The sequence below is a fragment of the Arthrobacter sp. ISL-65 genome, from assembly GCF_018613795.1.
GTDB lineage: Bacteria > Actinomycetota > Actinomycetes > Actinomycetales > Micrococcaceae > Arthrobacter.
Window position 1 is genome coordinate 1 of record NZ_JAGGPN010000033.1, and the last position, 15,472, is coordinate 15,472.

Consider the following 15,472-nt stretch of genomic DNA (forward strand, 5'->3'; position numbering starts at 1 on the left):
CTTGACAACCATAGAAGGATCTGTGACATGGTGGATCCTTAGGCTGAAAACGGCGGGTCCCGCACCCGTGGCGTGATCTTCCGCGAACGCGGAAGCGGGCGCCTATGTCACCTTGGCGCGGCTACCATCCTACCGACCCGGAGGCACGGCTAGCTACGCTGCCCCACTGCCGCGGCCAGCTTGCCCACCGAGGAGATCAGTTCGTCGAAGCACTGCTCGGGATCGTTTGAGGTGACAATCCTGGCATTGAACGGCTCCTTCCAGATGCCCCGGAAGTCGGCAACGGTGGTCCCGACCAGACGGGACGATTCCGTTTCCACGTGCACGGTGGCCGGCCGCGTGCCGAACGGGGTGCGTCCGACGGCCGCGGCTGCGGCGAACGCGTCATGCATGTGCGCGATGTAGCCCTGGTCGTAGAGCCGGTGGAACTCCATGTAGAAGCGGATGGCATCCGAGAGGCACGCCACGAGCGGGTTGCCCGAGCCGCTGCGCTGGCCTTCCGACTGTTCGGGCAGCACGAGTTCCGGTTCGGCTCCGGCGGCCTCGGCGAGCCGCCGCAGGTGCTCGGGCCGCAGCTCGATGCGTTCCGTGGTCTCGAGGGCGCACACCACCGGAAGGCTGTCCTCCGGAAGGCCGCCGTAGGCGGCGAAGACCTCCGCGGCGGCGTGCGGGTCCACGGAAACGTTCCACTCCGCCGTCGGCGTCGTGTTGCCCTGGTAGTTAAAGCAACCGCCCATGATGACCAGCCCCTTGAGCAGCTTGGGAAGGTCCGGTTCCGCCCGCAGCGCCAGCGCGAAGTTCGTCAGCGGCCCGGTGATGAGTCCAGTGACCTCACCCGGGCGTGCCCGGGCCGTTTCCACCCACACGTCAACGGCATGCCGCGGTGATATCCCGCGCTTCGGCGGCGGGAGCTCGGCATAGCCGATACCCTGCGGGCCGTGCGTTTCCTCCGTGGTGACCAGCGGAATCTCCAGGGGCACTTCCGCACCCACTGCAACTTCAATGCCGGCCCGGCCGCAGAGTTCCAGCAGTGCGAGGTTGTTCAGTGCCACCTGGCGGGCACCCACATTGCCCGCCGTGCAGGTGATGGCCTCGATCCGGACCTCCGGCCGGGACAGCAGGTAGACCAGCGCGAGGGCGTCATCGATCCCGGTGTCAACATCCATGAGGATGGACGGCATCAGAACAGGGCCACCTTGGGGGTCTGCGGGAAGATGGCATCCAGTTCGTCAAGTTCGGCCCGGTCCGGCACCCAGGCCACCGCCCCGGCATTCTGCCGGACCTGCTCCGGACGCGTGGCGCCAGCTATCACGCTGCTGACAGACGGCTGCGCCGCAAGCCAGGAGAAGGCCACCTGCACTTCAGTCAGGTCACGGGCGGCGGCGAAGGCGCTGAACGCCTTCAGCTGCTGCCAGTCGGCTTCGTGCACCAAGTTGGTCCGTGTGTGGCTGAGGCGTGAACCTTCCGGCGCCTGGTCCTGCACGTACTTGCCGGTCAGGAGGCCGTTGGCCAGCGGGAAGTAAGGCAGCACGCCCAGCCCGTAGGCCTCGGCCGCCGGAGTGACTTCTTGCTCTGCGCGGCGGTCCAGGAGGTTGTAGTGGTTCTGAGCGGAGACAAACCGGGCCCCGCCGCGGGCGCGCGCCACGTATTCGGCGTCGGCGATCTGCCAGCCGGCGCGGTTCGAGTGGCCGATGTAGCGCACCTTGCCGCTGGTGACGAGGTCGTTCAGTGCGTCGAGGGTCTCCTCGATCGGCGTCAAAGGGTCGGGCGTGTGGAACTGGTACAGGTCGATGTAGTCGGTTCCGAGCCGGCGGAGGGAGGCCTCCGCGGCGCGGATGACATAGCGGCGTGAACCGCGGGCTCCGAAGTCCTCGCCGTTGGCTCCGCGCATGTCCATGCCAAACTTCGTGGCCACCACGACGTCGTCCCGCCTGGCCCCCAGCGCCCTGCCGAGCATCGTTTCGCTGAGTCCCGGTTCGCGGCCGTAAGTATCGGCGACGTCGAAGAGTGTGATCCCGGCGTCGAGGGCGGCACGAACGACGGCGTCCGTGCCCTCCTGCGATTCGGTCACCGTGTTGGCCCGGCCGAGGTTGTTGCAGCCAAGGCCCACGACGGAGACGGTCAGTCCGGATTTTCCAAGACGGCGGTATTCAGTCATGGGATCACCCTATAACGTCCCCGGCGGCAGCTCTCGCGGCCCGCCTTTCCGGCCGGCTCCTCGAGGAACCCCTCAGGCGGAGGCGAACTCCAGGCCGTGCTCCTCCAGCGCATCCTGGAGCTGCGCCAGGGTCCGCGGGCAGATGCCCGGCAGCGCCGCCAGCTGGCGCCGGCCGAACTGCGCCAGCTGCTCAAGGGACTCCACGCCGGAGTGGGCGAGGATTCTGCGGTCGGGCGAGGCGAGGCCCCGCGGAAGCGGCGTGCGTCCCGGCTGGGCTGACTTCTTCGTCATGACGTTCTGCCTTCCTGGTGCTGACTGCGTTGGGTGCTTGAACTGCTTTAGAGGGTGAAGCTGGCCACCTGCTTGGGTGAATGCTTGAGCTTCAGGGCCGAGGGGTCGCTGAACGGGGCGGCTCCAATGCTCAGCTTGGTGAAGTCCAGGTCCTCGCCACGGATGCAGACCTTGATCGCGTTCACGGCCTTGTTCACGTCCGGGCAAAGGCAGAAGATGTTGAGCTTGGCGTCGCTGAATTCCGAGCGGTCCACAATGCCCAGGCCGCGCCAGGCCAGGTGGCCCGAGAGCGCGTCCTTCGCCTTTTCCTCCAGGTAGCGGTCGCGGCTGGTGCCCTCCCTGGTCTTGAGCGCGTACTGAGCCACCACCCAGTACTGCTCCTCGTCGGGAATCTCGGCGTAGCCGTCCTCGGTGCAGGCCGCCTCGAAGGCGTCCATCAGGCGCTCGGCTGCCTCGGCGTCCGGCACGTCGGTTTCCTGGGTCTTGCTCTGGTGCCCCACGGCGCCATGGTTCATGACGAACTGGCTGTAGTCCTCGTCGTACCAGGCTTCCCGGAACAGCAGGGTTCCTTCGTCGTCGCGTTTGTAGACCCGGATAATTCCGCTCATGCCCGTCCTCTCGTAAACCAACTGGTGTCTGTGCCGTCAAATGGCGCGTCCTGGCCCTTGACGGCAAGGAACAGGGCGTCGCACTCGGCCTGCATGGCGTGCACCAGCGTCTCAGGGTACTCCATGCGGAGCCTGTGCTCGGCGAACTCGTCCTCGTCGTCGACGAACACGCCGCGCTGCACCGAGCGGATCACGTCGAGGTCCATGTCGATGACGTGGAATTCAGTGACGCCCTGCTGGATCCTGCGCCACTCGTGGCCGGTGGCCAGGTCGACGTAGACGCGGAAGTCGCCCAGATAGGTGTCGTCATAGAAGGTCACGACGAACTCGCCGGTCCGCGGAACCAGCAGCACGGCATCGGACGCGGTGTAAAAGGCGGCGCCGGGCCGGGAACAGAACTCGTTGGCCGGTTGGAAGATCCACCAGCCGTGCTGGTCCTCGCCAAGGTACCTGCCAGGCACCACCCAGTGTGCCGAGCCGTCCCATTTGCGGTTGCGGGACACCACCAGTTCCCCTGGCTGCAGGGAATCGGGCTCCCTCACAGTTTGGGCAGGCTTCCGGTGGTGGGGTGTTCCTGGCCGGGCAGCGGACGGGCGAACGGAACCTTGGTCCCAAGGACCTGGGCGACGACGTCGTGGGTGATCTGTTGGGCGGTCAGGCCCACCCGCTCCAGCACCTGGCTCCGGGTGCCGTGGTCCAGGAATTCGACGGGCAGGCCAACCTCGTTGAGGGCAGTGTCCACACCGGCGGCGCGCATCTCCTGGCGGATTCTGGATCCGACTCCTCCGGCCCGGACGCCGTCCTCGATACAGATGACCAAACGGTGCCTGGCGGCCAGGGCGATGATCGACTTCCGCACCGGGAGGACCCAGCGAGGGTCCACGACGGTGGAGCTGATTCCCTGCGCGCCCAGCCGGTTGGCGACGTTCAGGGCCAGCTCGGACATGCCGCCCACGCTGACAATCAGGACATCGTTCTCGGTAGATCCGGCCGGGCGGCGGGACAGCACGTCCACGCCGTCGGCCAGCCGTTCAATGGCCTCGACCTCGGCGCCGACAGTTCCCTTGGAATAGCGGATCACAGTGGGGGCGTCCTCGATGGCGACGGCTTCGCGGAGCTCTTCGCGCAGCCGCGAGGCATCGCGCGGCGCAGCCAAGTGGAGCCCGGGAACGATCTGGACCATGGCCATGTCCCACATCCCGTGGTGGCTTGCGCCGTCGGGGCCGGTGACGCCGGCGCGGTCCAGGACAACCGTCACGCCCGCCTTGTGCAGGGCGACGTCCATCAGGAGCTGGTCAAAGGCGCGGTTGAGGAAGGTGGCGTAGACAGCCACCACCGGGTGCAGCCCGCCGAAAGCCATGCCCGCCGCGGACGTGAGCGCGTGCTGTTCGGCAATGCCGACGTCGAACACGCGCTCCGGGTAGCGCGCCGCGAACTTGTGCAGCCCGACCGGGATGAGCATGGCGCCGGTGATGCCGACAATGTCTTTGCGCTCGTCGGCGAGGTCCGCGATTTCATCGGCGAACACCGACGTCCAGGACTTCGCCCCGCCGACTTCTGCCGGCTCGCCCGTTTCGGGGTCGATGATCCCGACGGCGTGGAACTGGTCCGCTTCGTGCGCCCGGGCCGGCGCGTAGCCGTGCCCCTTTTCGGTCATGGCGTGCACGATGACCGGACCGGCGTAGTGTTTGGCGGTGGACAGGGCGTGTTCCATGGCCTGCAGGTTGTGGCCGTCCACCGGGCCGATGTACTTCATGCCGAGGTCCTCGAACATGCCCTGCGGCGCCCACCAGTCCTTGATGCCCTTTTTCATGGCGTGCAGGCTCTTGTAGGTGAACTGGCCGGCGGGGCCGCCGTTCTGGAGCTTTTTCTTCCACCAGTCCAGGGCGCCCTCGTAGGCGGGGGCGGTGCGGAGGGAGTCGATGGTGGGGCGCAGGGACGCCAGGTAGTCGGCAAAGCCTCCGACGGTGGGGGCGTAGGAGCGGCCGTTGTCGTTGACGACAATCACGACGCGGCGCTTCTTGTCCGCCGCGATGTTGTTGATGGCTTCCCAGGCCATGCCGCCGGTGAGCGCGCCGTCACCGACGACGGCGACGACGTACCGGTCGCCGTCACCGGTCAGCTGCCGGGCGCGGGAAATGCCGTCGGCCCAGGACAGCGAGGATGAGGCGTGGGAGCTCTCGACGATGTCATGCTCCGACTCTGCGCGGTCGGGGTAGCCGGACATGCCGTCCTGCTGGCGGAGGGTGCTGAAGTCGTGCCGTCCGGTGAGGAGCTTGTGCACGTATGACTGGTGGCCGGTGTCAAAGACAATGCTGTCGCGGGGCGAATCGAAGATCCGGTGCACCGCCATGGTCAGTTCGACGACGCCGAGGTTGGGACCCAGGTGCCCTCCCGTCTGGGAGACGTTGCCGATCAGGAATTCCCTGACCTCGGCGGCCAGCTGATTCAGCTGCGCCGCGGACAACTTGCTCAGGTCCTGCGGATTCCGGATGGTCTCCAAGATTCCCAACGGCCCCTCCTTCGGCTGGTAGACATGCCTATTAACTCTAACGCCTCCGCGCTGGCACTCGGGCAGCGCCAGCAGCAAGGCAGAGGCCCCGGCCGGTCTGCTGACCGGCCGGGGCCTCACCGCACTGCTTACCGGGGCTGGCCCGGCTAAATCCCGCTAGTTAGCGGAGATCTGGCGCAGAACGTACTGCAGGATGCCGCCGTTGCGGTAGTAGTCCGCTTCACCCGGGGTGTCGATGCGGAGCACTGCGTCGAAGGACTTGGTGGAACCGTCCTCGGCGGTGGCGGTGACCTTGAGGGTCTTGGGCGTGGTGCCTTCGTTCAGGGCGGTTACGCCCTCCACAGCGAAGGTTTCCGTGCCCGTCAGGCCCAGCGTGGCAGCGGACTCGCCGGCCGGGAACTGCAGCGGCAGGACGCCCATGCCGATGAGGTTGGAGCGGTGGATGCGCTCGTAGCTCTCGGCGATGACGGCCTTGACGCCCAGCAGTGCCGTGCCCTTGGCTGCCCAGTCACGGGACGAACCGGAGCCGTACTCCTTGCCGGCCAGGACCACCAGCGGGGTGCCGGCTGCCTGGTAGTTCTGCGCGGCGTCGTAGACGTAAGCCTGCGGGCCGTCAGCCTGGGTGAAGTCGCGGGTGAAGCCGCCCTCCACGCCGTCCAGGAGCTGGTTCTTGATGCGGATGTTCGCGAACGTGCCGCGGATCATGACCTCGTGGTTGCCACGGCGCGAGCCGTAGGAGTTGAAGTCCTTGCGCTCCACGCCGTTGGCCAGCAGGTACTGGCCGGCAGGGGTGTCGGACTTGAACGAACCGGCCGGGGAAATGTGGTCCGTGGTGACGGAGTCGCCGAGCTTGAGCAGCACGCGCGCACCGGAGATGTCCTGAACGGGCTCCGGCTTGGCCTTCATGCCCTCGAAGTACGGGGGCTTCCGGACGTACGTGGACTTCTCATCCCACGCGAAGGTGTCGCCGGCCGGGGTGTCGAGCGCCTTCCAGCGGTCGTCGCCCTCGAAGACACCCTCGTAACCCTTGGCGAACATCTCCTTGTCGATGGAGGAGTCGATGACTTCCTGGACCTCGACCGGGTTAGGCCAAATGTCCTTGAGGAAGACGTCGTTGCCTGCTTCGTCCTTGCCCAGGGCGTCGGCTTCGAAGTCGAAGTCCATGGAACCGGCCAGGGCGTAGGCGATGACCAGCGGCGGGGAGGCCAGGTAGTTCATCTTGACGTCCGGGTTGATGCGGCCTTCGAAGTTGCGGTTGCCCGAGAGCACAGCACTGACGGCGAGGTCGTTGGCCTGGATGGCCTCGGAGATCTCGGCTTCCAGCGGGCCGGAGTTGCCGATGCAGGTGGCGCAGCCGTAGCCCACGATGTAGAAGCCCAGCTTCTCCAGATACGGGGTGAGGCCCGACTTCTCGTAGTAGTCCGTGACCACCTTGGAGCCGGGGGCGACAGAGGTCTTGACCCACGGCTTGGCGGTGAGGCCCTTGTTCACGGCGTTGCGTGCCAGCACGGCGGCGGCAAGCATGACCGAGGGGTTGGACGTGTTGGTGCACGAGGTGATCGACGCGATGGTCACCGCTCCGTGGTCCAGGTCGAACTCGCGGCCGTCTTCCATCTTCACGGCGACGGGGCTGGAGGTGCGGCCTTCGGCGCCGTGAGCGGCGGAGTACTTCGGCGGAACGCGGTCACTGTCGGTCACGTGGGTGGCACCGGTGGTGAACGAGGGCGGGTCGGAAGCCGGGAAGCTTTCCTCCAGCGACTCGTCCAGGGAGCCGGCATCGGCGTCGTGGGTGACGTAGTTCTTCAGGTCGTGGCGGAACTCGTCCTTGGCCTCGGTCAGCTCGATGCGGTCCTGGGGACGCTTCGGGCCGGCGATCGACGGAACCACGGTGGAGAGGTCCAGTTCGAGGTACTCGGAGAACTTGATCTCTCGGGAAGGATCGTGCCAGAGGCCCTGTTCCTTCGCGTAGGACTCAACCAGGGCGACGTTTTCCTCGGAGCGGCCGGTGAGGCGCAGGTAGTCGAGGGTGACGTCGTCGATCGGGAACATGGCGGCCGTGGAACCGAACTCCGGGCTCATGTTGCCGATGGTGGCGCGGTTGGCCAGCGGAACTGCCGCCACGCCTTCGCCGTAGAACTCCACGAACTTGCCCACAACACCGTGCTTGCGCAGCTGCTCGGTGATGGTGAGGACGACATCGGTGGCGGTGGCGCCGGCCGGGATGGAACCGGTCAGCTTGAAGCCCACGACGCGCGGGATCAGCATGGAAACGGGCTGGCCCAGCATTGCGGCCTCGGCCTCGATGCCGCCGACGCCCCAGCCCAGCACGCCCAGGCCGTTGACCATGGTGGTGTGGGAGTCGGTGCCGACGCAGGTGTCGGGGTAGGCACGAACCGCGCCGTCCACTTCGCGGGTCATCACGGTGCGGGCCAGGTACTCAATGTTGACCTGGTGCACGATGCCGGTTCCCGGCGGGACAACCTTGAAGTCGTCGAACGCGGTCTGGCCCCAGCGCAGGAACTGGTAGCGCTCACCATTGCGCTGGTATTCGATCTCCATGTTGCGCTCCAGTGCGCCGGAGTTACCGAAGACATCGATCTGGACGGAGTGGTCAATGACCATCTCGGCCGGAGCAAGCGGGTTCACCCTCTTTGGATCGCCGCCAAGCTCCTTCACTGCCTCGCGCATGGTGGCAAGGTCCACCACGCAGGGAACACCAGTGAAGTCCTGCATGATCACGCGGGCAGGCGTGAACTGGATTTCGGTGTCGGGCTGGGCATTAGGGTCCCATCCCGCCAGGGCGCGGACGTGATCGGCGGTGATGTTCGCGCCGTCCTCGGTCCTCAACAGGTTTTCAAGCAATACCTTGAGGCTGAACGGAAGGTTTTCTGAACCTTCAACGGAGTTCAACCGGAAAATTTCGTATTCGGTTCCGGCTACATTAAGTTTGCCTTTTGAACCGAAGCTGTCCACAGTGCTCATCGCAGGACTCCTCTCGCAACAGTTTCATCTTTGTCGCGCGGTAGACCGCTTGCTAGTTAGGTCATCCTAACTAGTACAAGGTCATACACAAGAGCATGGGGTCAGCCGAGAATACGGCGCGCGACGTGGGACTACTACGCCCATCCTAGCCACATCAGCCGCGGGGAGTCAGCAGCGCGACTGTCTCCAGGTGGTGCGTGTGCGGGTACAGGTCGAAGGCCCGCAACCCGGCCAGCTGCCAGCCGCCCTCCTGGAAGTAACCAATGTCTCGTGCGAACGACGACGGGTCGCAGGACACATAGGCAATGGCGCGGGGGCTTGAGGCAATCAGCTGGCTGACCACGGCCTTGCCCGCACCGGCGCGCGGCGGGTCGAGAATGAGGGCGTCGAACTGGCGGGGCCGCTGGCGGAGCACCCGCTCCACCTTGCCCTGCACGATCTCCACCTGCGGTGAACCGTGCAGGTTTTTCCGGGCGTCCCGGCTGGTGCCCGGGGCCCCCTCCACCGACAGGACGGACCCGGTCTCCCCCACCGCGTCGGCCAGCGGGGCCGTGAAGAGGCCTGCACCGGCGTAGAGGTCGGCCACCGCGGCGCCGGGTTCCAGGAACCCGCCCTCGTGCAGGAATCCGGTGACGGCACCCACCAGGGTTTCCGGCGCGTCGCGGTGGATCTGCCAGAACCCCGCACCAGTGACCCGGTAGTCGTGGCCGGCCGCAGATTCCTGGACCCAGGTCCGGCCGCGGAGCTGCAGAGTCTCATTTTTGAGCGGATCGTAGCTGGCCACGGACACGTCCGCGGGAAGCTGAGCCAGGATGGAGTTCAGCCGTTTGGCGCGGGTCCCCGGGGCGGGGGCGAGCAGTACGAGCGGCCGCGAGCCATTGGCGGGCGCGGCCACCTCCACCCGTTCGATGCCCTGAAGGTCCACATCCCACAGCCGCAGGGCGTTGATGCCGTCCACCGCCAGGGGCATTTCCTGTACGGGAATCACCTGGTCGGAGCGGTGGGCATGCATGCCGAGCCGGCCGCTCTGGGTGACGCCGAAGCTGGCGCGCGTGCGCCACGCAAGGCCGGCCCCGCCGTCGTCCGCTTTTCCGGCACCGTCCGTTTGTCCGGCACCGTCCGCTAGTCCGGCGCCGTCGGCTTTTGCGGCTTGTCCGACCGCTTCCACGTCCGGGGAGAGTTCGACGGCGGCCAGCCGCCGGAGCTGTTCGGCCAGCACCTCCGATTTGAGCCTCCGCTGGCGCTGCAGCGACACGTGGCCGAGTTCGGCGCCGCCGACCGGCGGACGCCCGTGTGCCCAGGAGCCGGCGGAATCGGCGCTTCGCCAGAAGTGCGGAACCCGGTCCGGCGAAGCATCGAGGACTTCCACAACGTCCGCGCGCCAGAACTTGGCCTTCTCTTCGGCGTCGGTGAGCCGGACCCGCACCCGCTCCCCCGGGATGCCGTGGCGGACGAACACGACGCGGCCCTCATGGCGGGCAACGCAGTGTCCGCCGTGGGCGACGGGGCCGACGTCGACCACCAGTTCGAGTCCGGTGGAGGTGGTCTGGGTGTCCGGGCTCATTGAATGTCCTGCAGTCTCTTGGCTTCTTCGGATGATTTGAGCTGCCAGGGGACGCTGGCAACCATGACGCCCGGCTCAAAGTGGAGCCGGGTCTTGATGCGGAGGGCTGTCTGGTTGTGCACCAGCTGCTCCCACCATTTGCCCACCACGTACTCGGGGATATAGACCACGATCAGGTCCCGGGGCGAGTCCCGGCGCATGTTCTTGATGTAGTCCATGATCGGCGTGACCGTCTCGCGGTAGGGGCTGGCGAGGATGGTCAGCGGAACCGGGATCTCCAGTTTCTCCCAGTCGGCAAGCGTGTGCGCTGTTTCCTCGGCGTTAATGTCCACCGTGATGGCGTCCAGCCGCGACGGCCGGGAAGCGCGCGCATAGGCCAGCGCCCGGAGCACGGGCTTGCGGACATGGGACACCAGCAGCACTGCGTGCACGCGGGTGGGCAGGGCGCGCGGCGACGAATCCTCGTCGACCGCCAGCTCCTTGGCCACGTTGTCGTAGTGCGCGCGGATGCTCCACATGATGAGGAACAGCACGAACATGGCAAGCAGGGCAATCCAGGCACCCTGTTCGAACTTGGTGATCAGCACGATCACCAGCACCAGCGCGGTCATGCCGAAGCCGATCATGTTGATGGTGCGCGACTTGATCATCCGGCGCCGGACGGCCTTGTCCCTGGCCAGCTTCAGCTCGCGGCCCCAGTGCCGGACCATGCCCAGCTGGCTTGCCGTAAACGAAATGAAAACGCCGACGATGTACAGCTGGATGAGCTTGGTGACATCCGCGTTGAACGACAGGATCAGCACCAGGGCGCCGGCCGCCAGGGCAAGCACACCGTTGCTGAAGGCAAGCCTGTCGCCGCGGGTGCGCAGCTGCCGGGGCAGGTATCCGTCCTGGGCGAGGATGGAGCCCAGCACCGGAAAGCCGTTGAAGGCCGTGTTGGAGGCAAAGACGAGGATGACGCCCGTGGCCGCGACCACGATGTAGAACGGAATGGAGCCGGCACCGAAGATGGTCTGCGCGATCTGGCTGATGGCCGGGTTCTGGATGTAGCCCTCGGGCAACGGCTGCCCGTTGAGCAGGAACTCCGTTGCCGGATCCAGCACGATGTGCACTTTGGTGGCGTTGGCCAGGTAGATAATGCCTGCCAGCATGGCTGAGGCGATGATCCCGAGCAGCAGCAGCGTGCTGGCCGCGTTCTTGCTCTTCGGCTTTTGGAAGTTGGGTACGCCGTTGCTGATGGCTTCCACACCCGTCAGGGCGGCGGCACCCGATGAGAATGCCCGCAACAGCAGGAATGCGCCCGCGAGTCCGACGAGGCCCTGGTCGAAACCAGGGGCGGGGACAATCTCGAACGCGGCCGAGGGCGCCCGGCCCAGCTGGCCGGTCACGGCCTGGAAGATGCCGACGGCGGTCATGCCCAGGATGGAGGCCATGAAGATGTACGTCGGCACCGCGAAAACGCTGCCTGCTTCCTTGATGCCGCGCAGGTTGACGAGCGCCAGGAGCACCACGCCGATAGTGGCGATCAGTGCCTGCTGGCCATGGAGTGACGGGATAGCGGTGGTGAGGTAGGCGGCCGCGGATGACATGGACACGGCAACGGTGAGCACGTAGTCCACGAGCAGCGCAGACGCCACGGTCAGTCCGGCGTACTTGCCCAGGTTCACGTTGGCGATCTCATAGTCGCCTCCGCCTGAGGGGTAGGCGTGGACGTTCTGGCGGTAGGACGCCACGACGGTCAGCAGGACCACCATGACAGCGAGGCCCACGAGCGGTGAGAATGCCACGGCGCTCACGCCGGCCAAGGCCAGCGTGAGGAGAATCTCATCGGGGGCGTAGGCAACGGAGGACAGTGCATCCGAGGCGAAGATGGGCAGCGCTATCCTCTTCGGCAGGAGCGTGTGGGCCATCCTGTCGTTCCGGAAGGGCCTCCCCACCAGCACGCGCTTCACGGCATTCAGAATTGTCAGCACCACACAAAGTTAGTCTGATTCGCACGCGATGTCATGGCAGGTTTCCGGCGGTAGAGTCTTACGGAGCAGTCGGCGAGAGTTGAGGAGAGAACGCGTGGCGCACTTCGTGATCATGGGTTGTGGACGCGTCGGGGCCACCTTGGCGCACACGCTCGAGGACGCCGGCCATTCGGTGGCCATCATCGACCAGGACGACCGCGCCTTCCGCCGCCTCCGCTCGGGCTTCACCGGCCGGAAAGTCACCGGCGTCGGCTTCGACCGCGACACCCTGACGCAGGCGGGCGTTGCAGACGCCTATGCCTTCGCGGCAGTATCCAGCGGCGACAACTCCAATATCCTGGCGACCAGGGTGGCGCGCGAGACCTTCCACGTGCCGCACGTCGTGGCCCGCATCTACGATCCCGGCCGCGCCGAGATCTACCAGCGGCTGGGCATCCCCACGGTGGCCGCGGTGCGCTGGAGCGCCGACCAGGTCCTGCGCCGCATCCTTCCGGAACAGCACCTCGCCGGCGACTTCCGCGACCCCTCCGGCCGCCTCGTGCTGGCCGAACTCGACCTCCACCCGGAATGGGTGGGCCATCCGGTCTCCTCCATCGAAAAGGTGGCCGACGTCCGGGTCGCCTACCTGACAAGGTTCGGCGAAGGGATACTGCCCGCCGCGGGCACCTCCTACCAGGACGGCGATACCGTGCACGCCATGCTGCGGGCGGACCGCACGTCCGAAGTCGCCCACATCCTCGCCAAAGCACCCGCCAAGGAGTCCTAAGTGAAAGTCGTCATCGTCGGGGCCGGAAGCGTCGGCTCCTCGATTGCCCGTGAGCTGCTGGCCCACAAGCACGAGATCCTGCTGATCGACCTGAAGCCTGAGGTGATTGGGCGCAGCGGCCTGCGCGGGGCGCACTGGCTGGTGGGCGACGCCTGCGAGTTGAGCACTCTGCAGGATGCGAAGCTCGAGGACGCGGACGTGGTGGTTTCCGCCACAGGCGATGACAAGGTGAACCTCGTCGTCTCGCTGCTGGCCAAGACCGAGTTCGGCATCGGACGCACCGTGGGACGCGTGAACAACCCGAAGAACGACTGGATGTTCAATGACTCGTGGGGCGTGGACGTTGCCGTGAACACGCCCCAGCTCATGACGGCGCTGGTGGAGGAAGCTGTGGAGATCGGCGACCTGGTCCGGCTGCTGACCCTGCAGACAGGTGTCTCGTCCATCGTCGAGTTCACGGTGCCGCATGACTCCCACGCCATCGGGCTGACGGTGGGCGACATCGACTGGCCGGAGGACTCCACGCTGGTGGCCATCCTGCGGGACCAGGCACCGATCACACCCAGCCGGGACGATGTCATTGACGGCGGCGACGAGCTGTTTTTCGTCACCACCATCGCGGCCGAAAACCAGCTGCGCGAGCTCCTGTCACCCGGCTCCAGCGAAGGACACGGCTCCAGCGAAGGGGACGCGTCCAATGAGGGGCACGGTTCAAGCGAGGGATTCAGTTCAGGCGACGGACAAGCGTCCGGCGAGGGGCAGACCACCGGCGCTTCACCGCAGGCCGGCGCGACCGCAGCAGTGGCGCCGGCAACTGCAGATCAGCTGGACGACGACGGCTTCGACGGCTGACCGTCCGGCGTTGCCGCAGGCCTGGTGATGAGCCAGGCGAGCCACACACCGAGGATGTACAGCGGCGCTCCCATGATGAGCCTGGTGGTGGCCAATGCCGCCAGCCCGTCCGGACCCATCAGGTACAGGGGAACCTGCACCAGCAGGCGCAGCAGCAGCACGCCGACAATGATCCATGTGCCCAGCCGGTAGGCGCGCACCCGGGCCGGGTCCTTGCGCCAGTCCAGGCCCTCGTTCCGGATGAACCCGAACAGCAGGCCCGCGATCGGCCAGCGGACGGCGATGGAGATGACCATCGCCACGATGTAGGCCGCGTTGGTCAGGAATCCCGGAAGATAAAAGTCTTCGGCCTTGCCGGTGGTGTTGGCGAGCCATGCGGAGATGCCCACACCGACGACGCCGGCCAGTGCCTGGGTCAGCGGACGGCGCTGCACGAGCCGGACCACGGTGAAGATGGCGGCGGTGCCCAGGGCAGCAATGAGCGACGGCGTCAGGGCGCTGGTGGCGGTGAAGGCGACCAGGAAGACCAGGCCGGGCAGGATGCTCTCGGCGATTCCCTGGTAACCGCCGGCGCTCTTGAGCACGTCGATGCGGCCGTCGTGGGTACGGTGCAGCCCTGCCTTGGACGCGTAGTCCTCGGCCAGCCCTGCAAAACCCGGGGTCTCGGGCGCGGGCTTGGGTTCTTCGCTGCCCGGTCCCGAATCGGGGTTCTCAGGCAAAGTCATTGGTTCTCCTGGCGGGACAATATCTCGTAGCGGGGGTTGAACATGGTGGGCATACCTTCTTTTACGGTCAGCATGCCTTCGAGTCTAAGTTCCGTCCCCGCGTCGATCCCTGGAATGCGGCGGCGGCCCAGCCAGATGACCCGCAGCCGCCCGCGTCGTTTCGTGACCGGGGTGTCGTGGTCCGAGACGACGGCCATGAAGGCTGCCACTTGCGACGGGGGCGCGTAGGTTACCGACTCGATAAATCCGTGGCACAGGACGCGCCCGCGCTCCGGCAGCCCGCCGATGGGTACCGCCTGGTCCTGCGGGCCGCCTGCGTCAACCAATCTGAGTGATCTCCGGCCCGCGCTCGGGCTGCTCGAGGTCCGGCGCGCTGGGGGCCACGGGTCCCGCAGCGTCCTTGGGCAGGCGCAGCTGCAGCAGGTCGCGGGGCGGCATGGGGTTCTCGCCCCTGATGACGACGATTTTCCGGAACAGGTCCTCGAGGCCGGCGGCCGCTTCACGGTCCAGCGCGGCCTCGCCACCGAAAACGCCGCGCAGGAACCAGCGGGGGCCGTCGACGCCGATGAAGCGGGCGGCACGGTAACCCTGACTGCCGTCCGGGGCGCCTGCCGGCAGCTTGGCCACGAGTTCGACGCCGTACTCTCCCGGGATCTCCTCAACCTGGCCGCCCTGGCCACCCACAGACTGCCCGAGCTGCTCCCGGATCTCGTCCCAGAGCCCTTCGGAGCGGGGCGCGGCAAATGCCTGCAGCTGCAGGCTCGACCCCTCAAGGTCCATGGTCACGGCGACGACGCGCTGGGTTGCTTCCTCAACTTCAAGCCGGAGCTGGAGTCCGTCGCGCGGGGCAATGAGCAGGGCGCCGAGGTCCACATAGCCGTCGCGGCTGCTGACCTCGGAGACGTCGAAGGGGCCGTTGGCCCTGCGGTTGTCCGCGGCATTCTCGGCCGGTTCCGGGGTGACATCCTCCTGGAAGTCCTCCGGTTCTGCCGATTCCTGCTTCTTGGCTTTCTTGCCCCGCCCAAAAACCATGCGTTGTCT

14 protein-coding genes are annotated in these 15,472 nt (G+C 66.6%); 2 read left to right on the forward strand and 12 right to left on the reverse strand.

Going from position 1 to position 15,472, the window contains the following annotated elements; all coding sequences use genetic code 11:
• Positions 1-149 precede the first annotated feature (149 nt).
• The 9 genes from J7I85_RS13790 to J7I85_RS13830 form a co-directional block, all read right to left on the reverse strand.
• Entirely contained in the window at positions 150-1,181 is a 1,032-nt protein-coding gene (locus J7I85_RS13790; protein WP_214852543.1) for a nucleoside hydrolase, read from the reverse strand.
• Positions 1,181-2,158 carry an aldo/keto reductase gene (locus J7I85_RS13795; protein WP_214852545.1) on the reverse strand — a complete coding sequence of 326 codons (978 nt, stop codon included), beginning with the start codon at positions 2,156-2,158 and terminating at the stop codon, positions 1,181-1,183. Before J7I85_RS13795 ends, J7I85_RS13790 begins: the two co-directional genes overlap by 1 nt.
• Positions 2,159-2,230: 72 nt before the next feature.
• On the reverse strand, positions 2,231-2,449 hold the full coding sequence (locus tag J7I85_RS13800; protein WP_111903495.1) for a hypothetical protein: 219 nt from the start codon (positions 2,447-2,449) through the stop codon (positions 2,231-2,233).
• A gap of 47 nt (positions 2,450-2,496) precedes the next feature.
• The gene (locus J7I85_RS13805; RefSeq protein ID WP_214852547.1) at positions 2,497-3,057 is read right to left on the reverse strand and encodes a hypothetical protein; all 561 of its coding nucleotides are present in this window, start codon (positions 3,055-3,057) and stop codon (positions 2,497-2,499) included.
• Positions 3,054-3,599 carry a DUF402 domain-containing protein gene (locus tag J7I85_RS13810; RefSeq protein WP_214852549.1) on the reverse strand — a complete coding sequence of 182 codons (546 nt, stop codon included), beginning with the start codon at positions 3,597-3,599 and terminating at the stop codon, positions 3,054-3,056. The genes J7I85_RS13805 and J7I85_RS13810 overlap by 4 nt, the downstream gene beginning before the upstream one ends.
• Positions 3,596-5,569 (reverse strand): 1-deoxy-D-xylulose-5-phosphate synthase, encoded by a 1,974-nt coding sequence (gene dxs / locus J7I85_RS13815; protein ID WP_214852551.1) that lies wholly within the window; start codon positions 5,567-5,569, stop codon positions 3,596-3,598. Before dxs ends, J7I85_RS13810 begins: the two co-directional genes overlap by 4 nt.
• Positions 5,570-5,725: 156 nt before the next feature.
• The gene (locus J7I85_RS13820; RefSeq protein WP_214852553.1) at positions 5,726-8,551 is read right to left on the reverse strand and encodes an aconitate hydratase; all 2,826 of its coding nucleotides are present in this window, start codon (positions 8,549-8,551) and stop codon (positions 5,726-5,728) included.
• 154 nt (positions 8,552-8,705) lie between these two features.
• The gene (locus J7I85_RS13825) at positions 8,706-10,115 is read right to left on the reverse strand and encodes a class I SAM-dependent RNA methyltransferase (protein ID WP_214852555.1); all 1,410 of its coding nucleotides are present in this window, start codon (positions 10,113-10,115) and stop codon (positions 8,706-8,708) included.
• On the reverse strand, positions 10,112-12,088 hold the full coding sequence (locus tag J7I85_RS13830) for an APC family permease (RefSeq protein ID WP_308159487.1): 1,977 nt from the start codon (positions 12,086-12,088) through the stop codon (positions 10,112-10,114). Before J7I85_RS13830 ends, J7I85_RS13825 begins: the two co-directional genes overlap by 4 nt.
• A 94-nt stretch (positions 12,089-12,182) precedes the next feature.
• Between J7I85_RS13830 and J7I85_RS13835 the strand changes: the two genes are divergently transcribed.
• A complete protein-coding gene (locus tag J7I85_RS13835) occupies positions 12,183-12,854 on the forward strand; it encodes a TrkA family potassium uptake protein (RefSeq protein WP_214852557.1) in 672 nt (223 codons plus the stop codon).
• Positions 12,855-13,706: a TrkA family potassium uptake protein gene (locus J7I85_RS13840; protein ID WP_214852559.1), complete on the forward strand. Its 852-nt coding sequence runs from the start codon at positions 12,855-12,857 to the stop codon at positions 13,704-13,706.
• Here the strand turns inward: J7I85_RS13840 and J7I85_RS13845 are convergent.
• Genes J7I85_RS13845 through J7I85_RS13855 form a run of 3 tightly spaced genes read right to left on the reverse strand, consistent with a single transcriptional unit; the run spans position 13,676 to position 15,463 of the window.
• On the reverse strand, positions 13,676-14,431 hold the full coding sequence (locus J7I85_RS13845) for a DUF3159 domain-containing protein (RefSeq protein ID WP_214852561.1): 756 nt from the start codon (positions 14,429-14,431) through the stop codon (positions 13,676-13,678). The two genes, J7I85_RS13840 and J7I85_RS13845, sit on opposite strands and share 31 nt — an antisense overlap.
• A complete protein-coding gene (locus J7I85_RS13850; protein ID WP_214852563.1) occupies positions 14,428-14,757 on the reverse strand; it encodes a hypothetical protein in 330 nt (109 codons plus the stop codon). The genes J7I85_RS13845 and J7I85_RS13850 overlap by 4 nt, the downstream gene beginning before the upstream one ends.
• Positions 14,750-15,463 (reverse strand): DUF3710 domain-containing protein, encoded by a 714-nt coding sequence (locus tag J7I85_RS13855; protein ID WP_214852565.1) that lies wholly within the window; start codon positions 15,461-15,463, stop codon positions 14,750-14,752. Before J7I85_RS13855 ends, J7I85_RS13850 begins: the two co-directional genes overlap by 8 nt.
• Between the last annotated feature and the right edge of the window lie 9 nt (positions 15,464-15,472).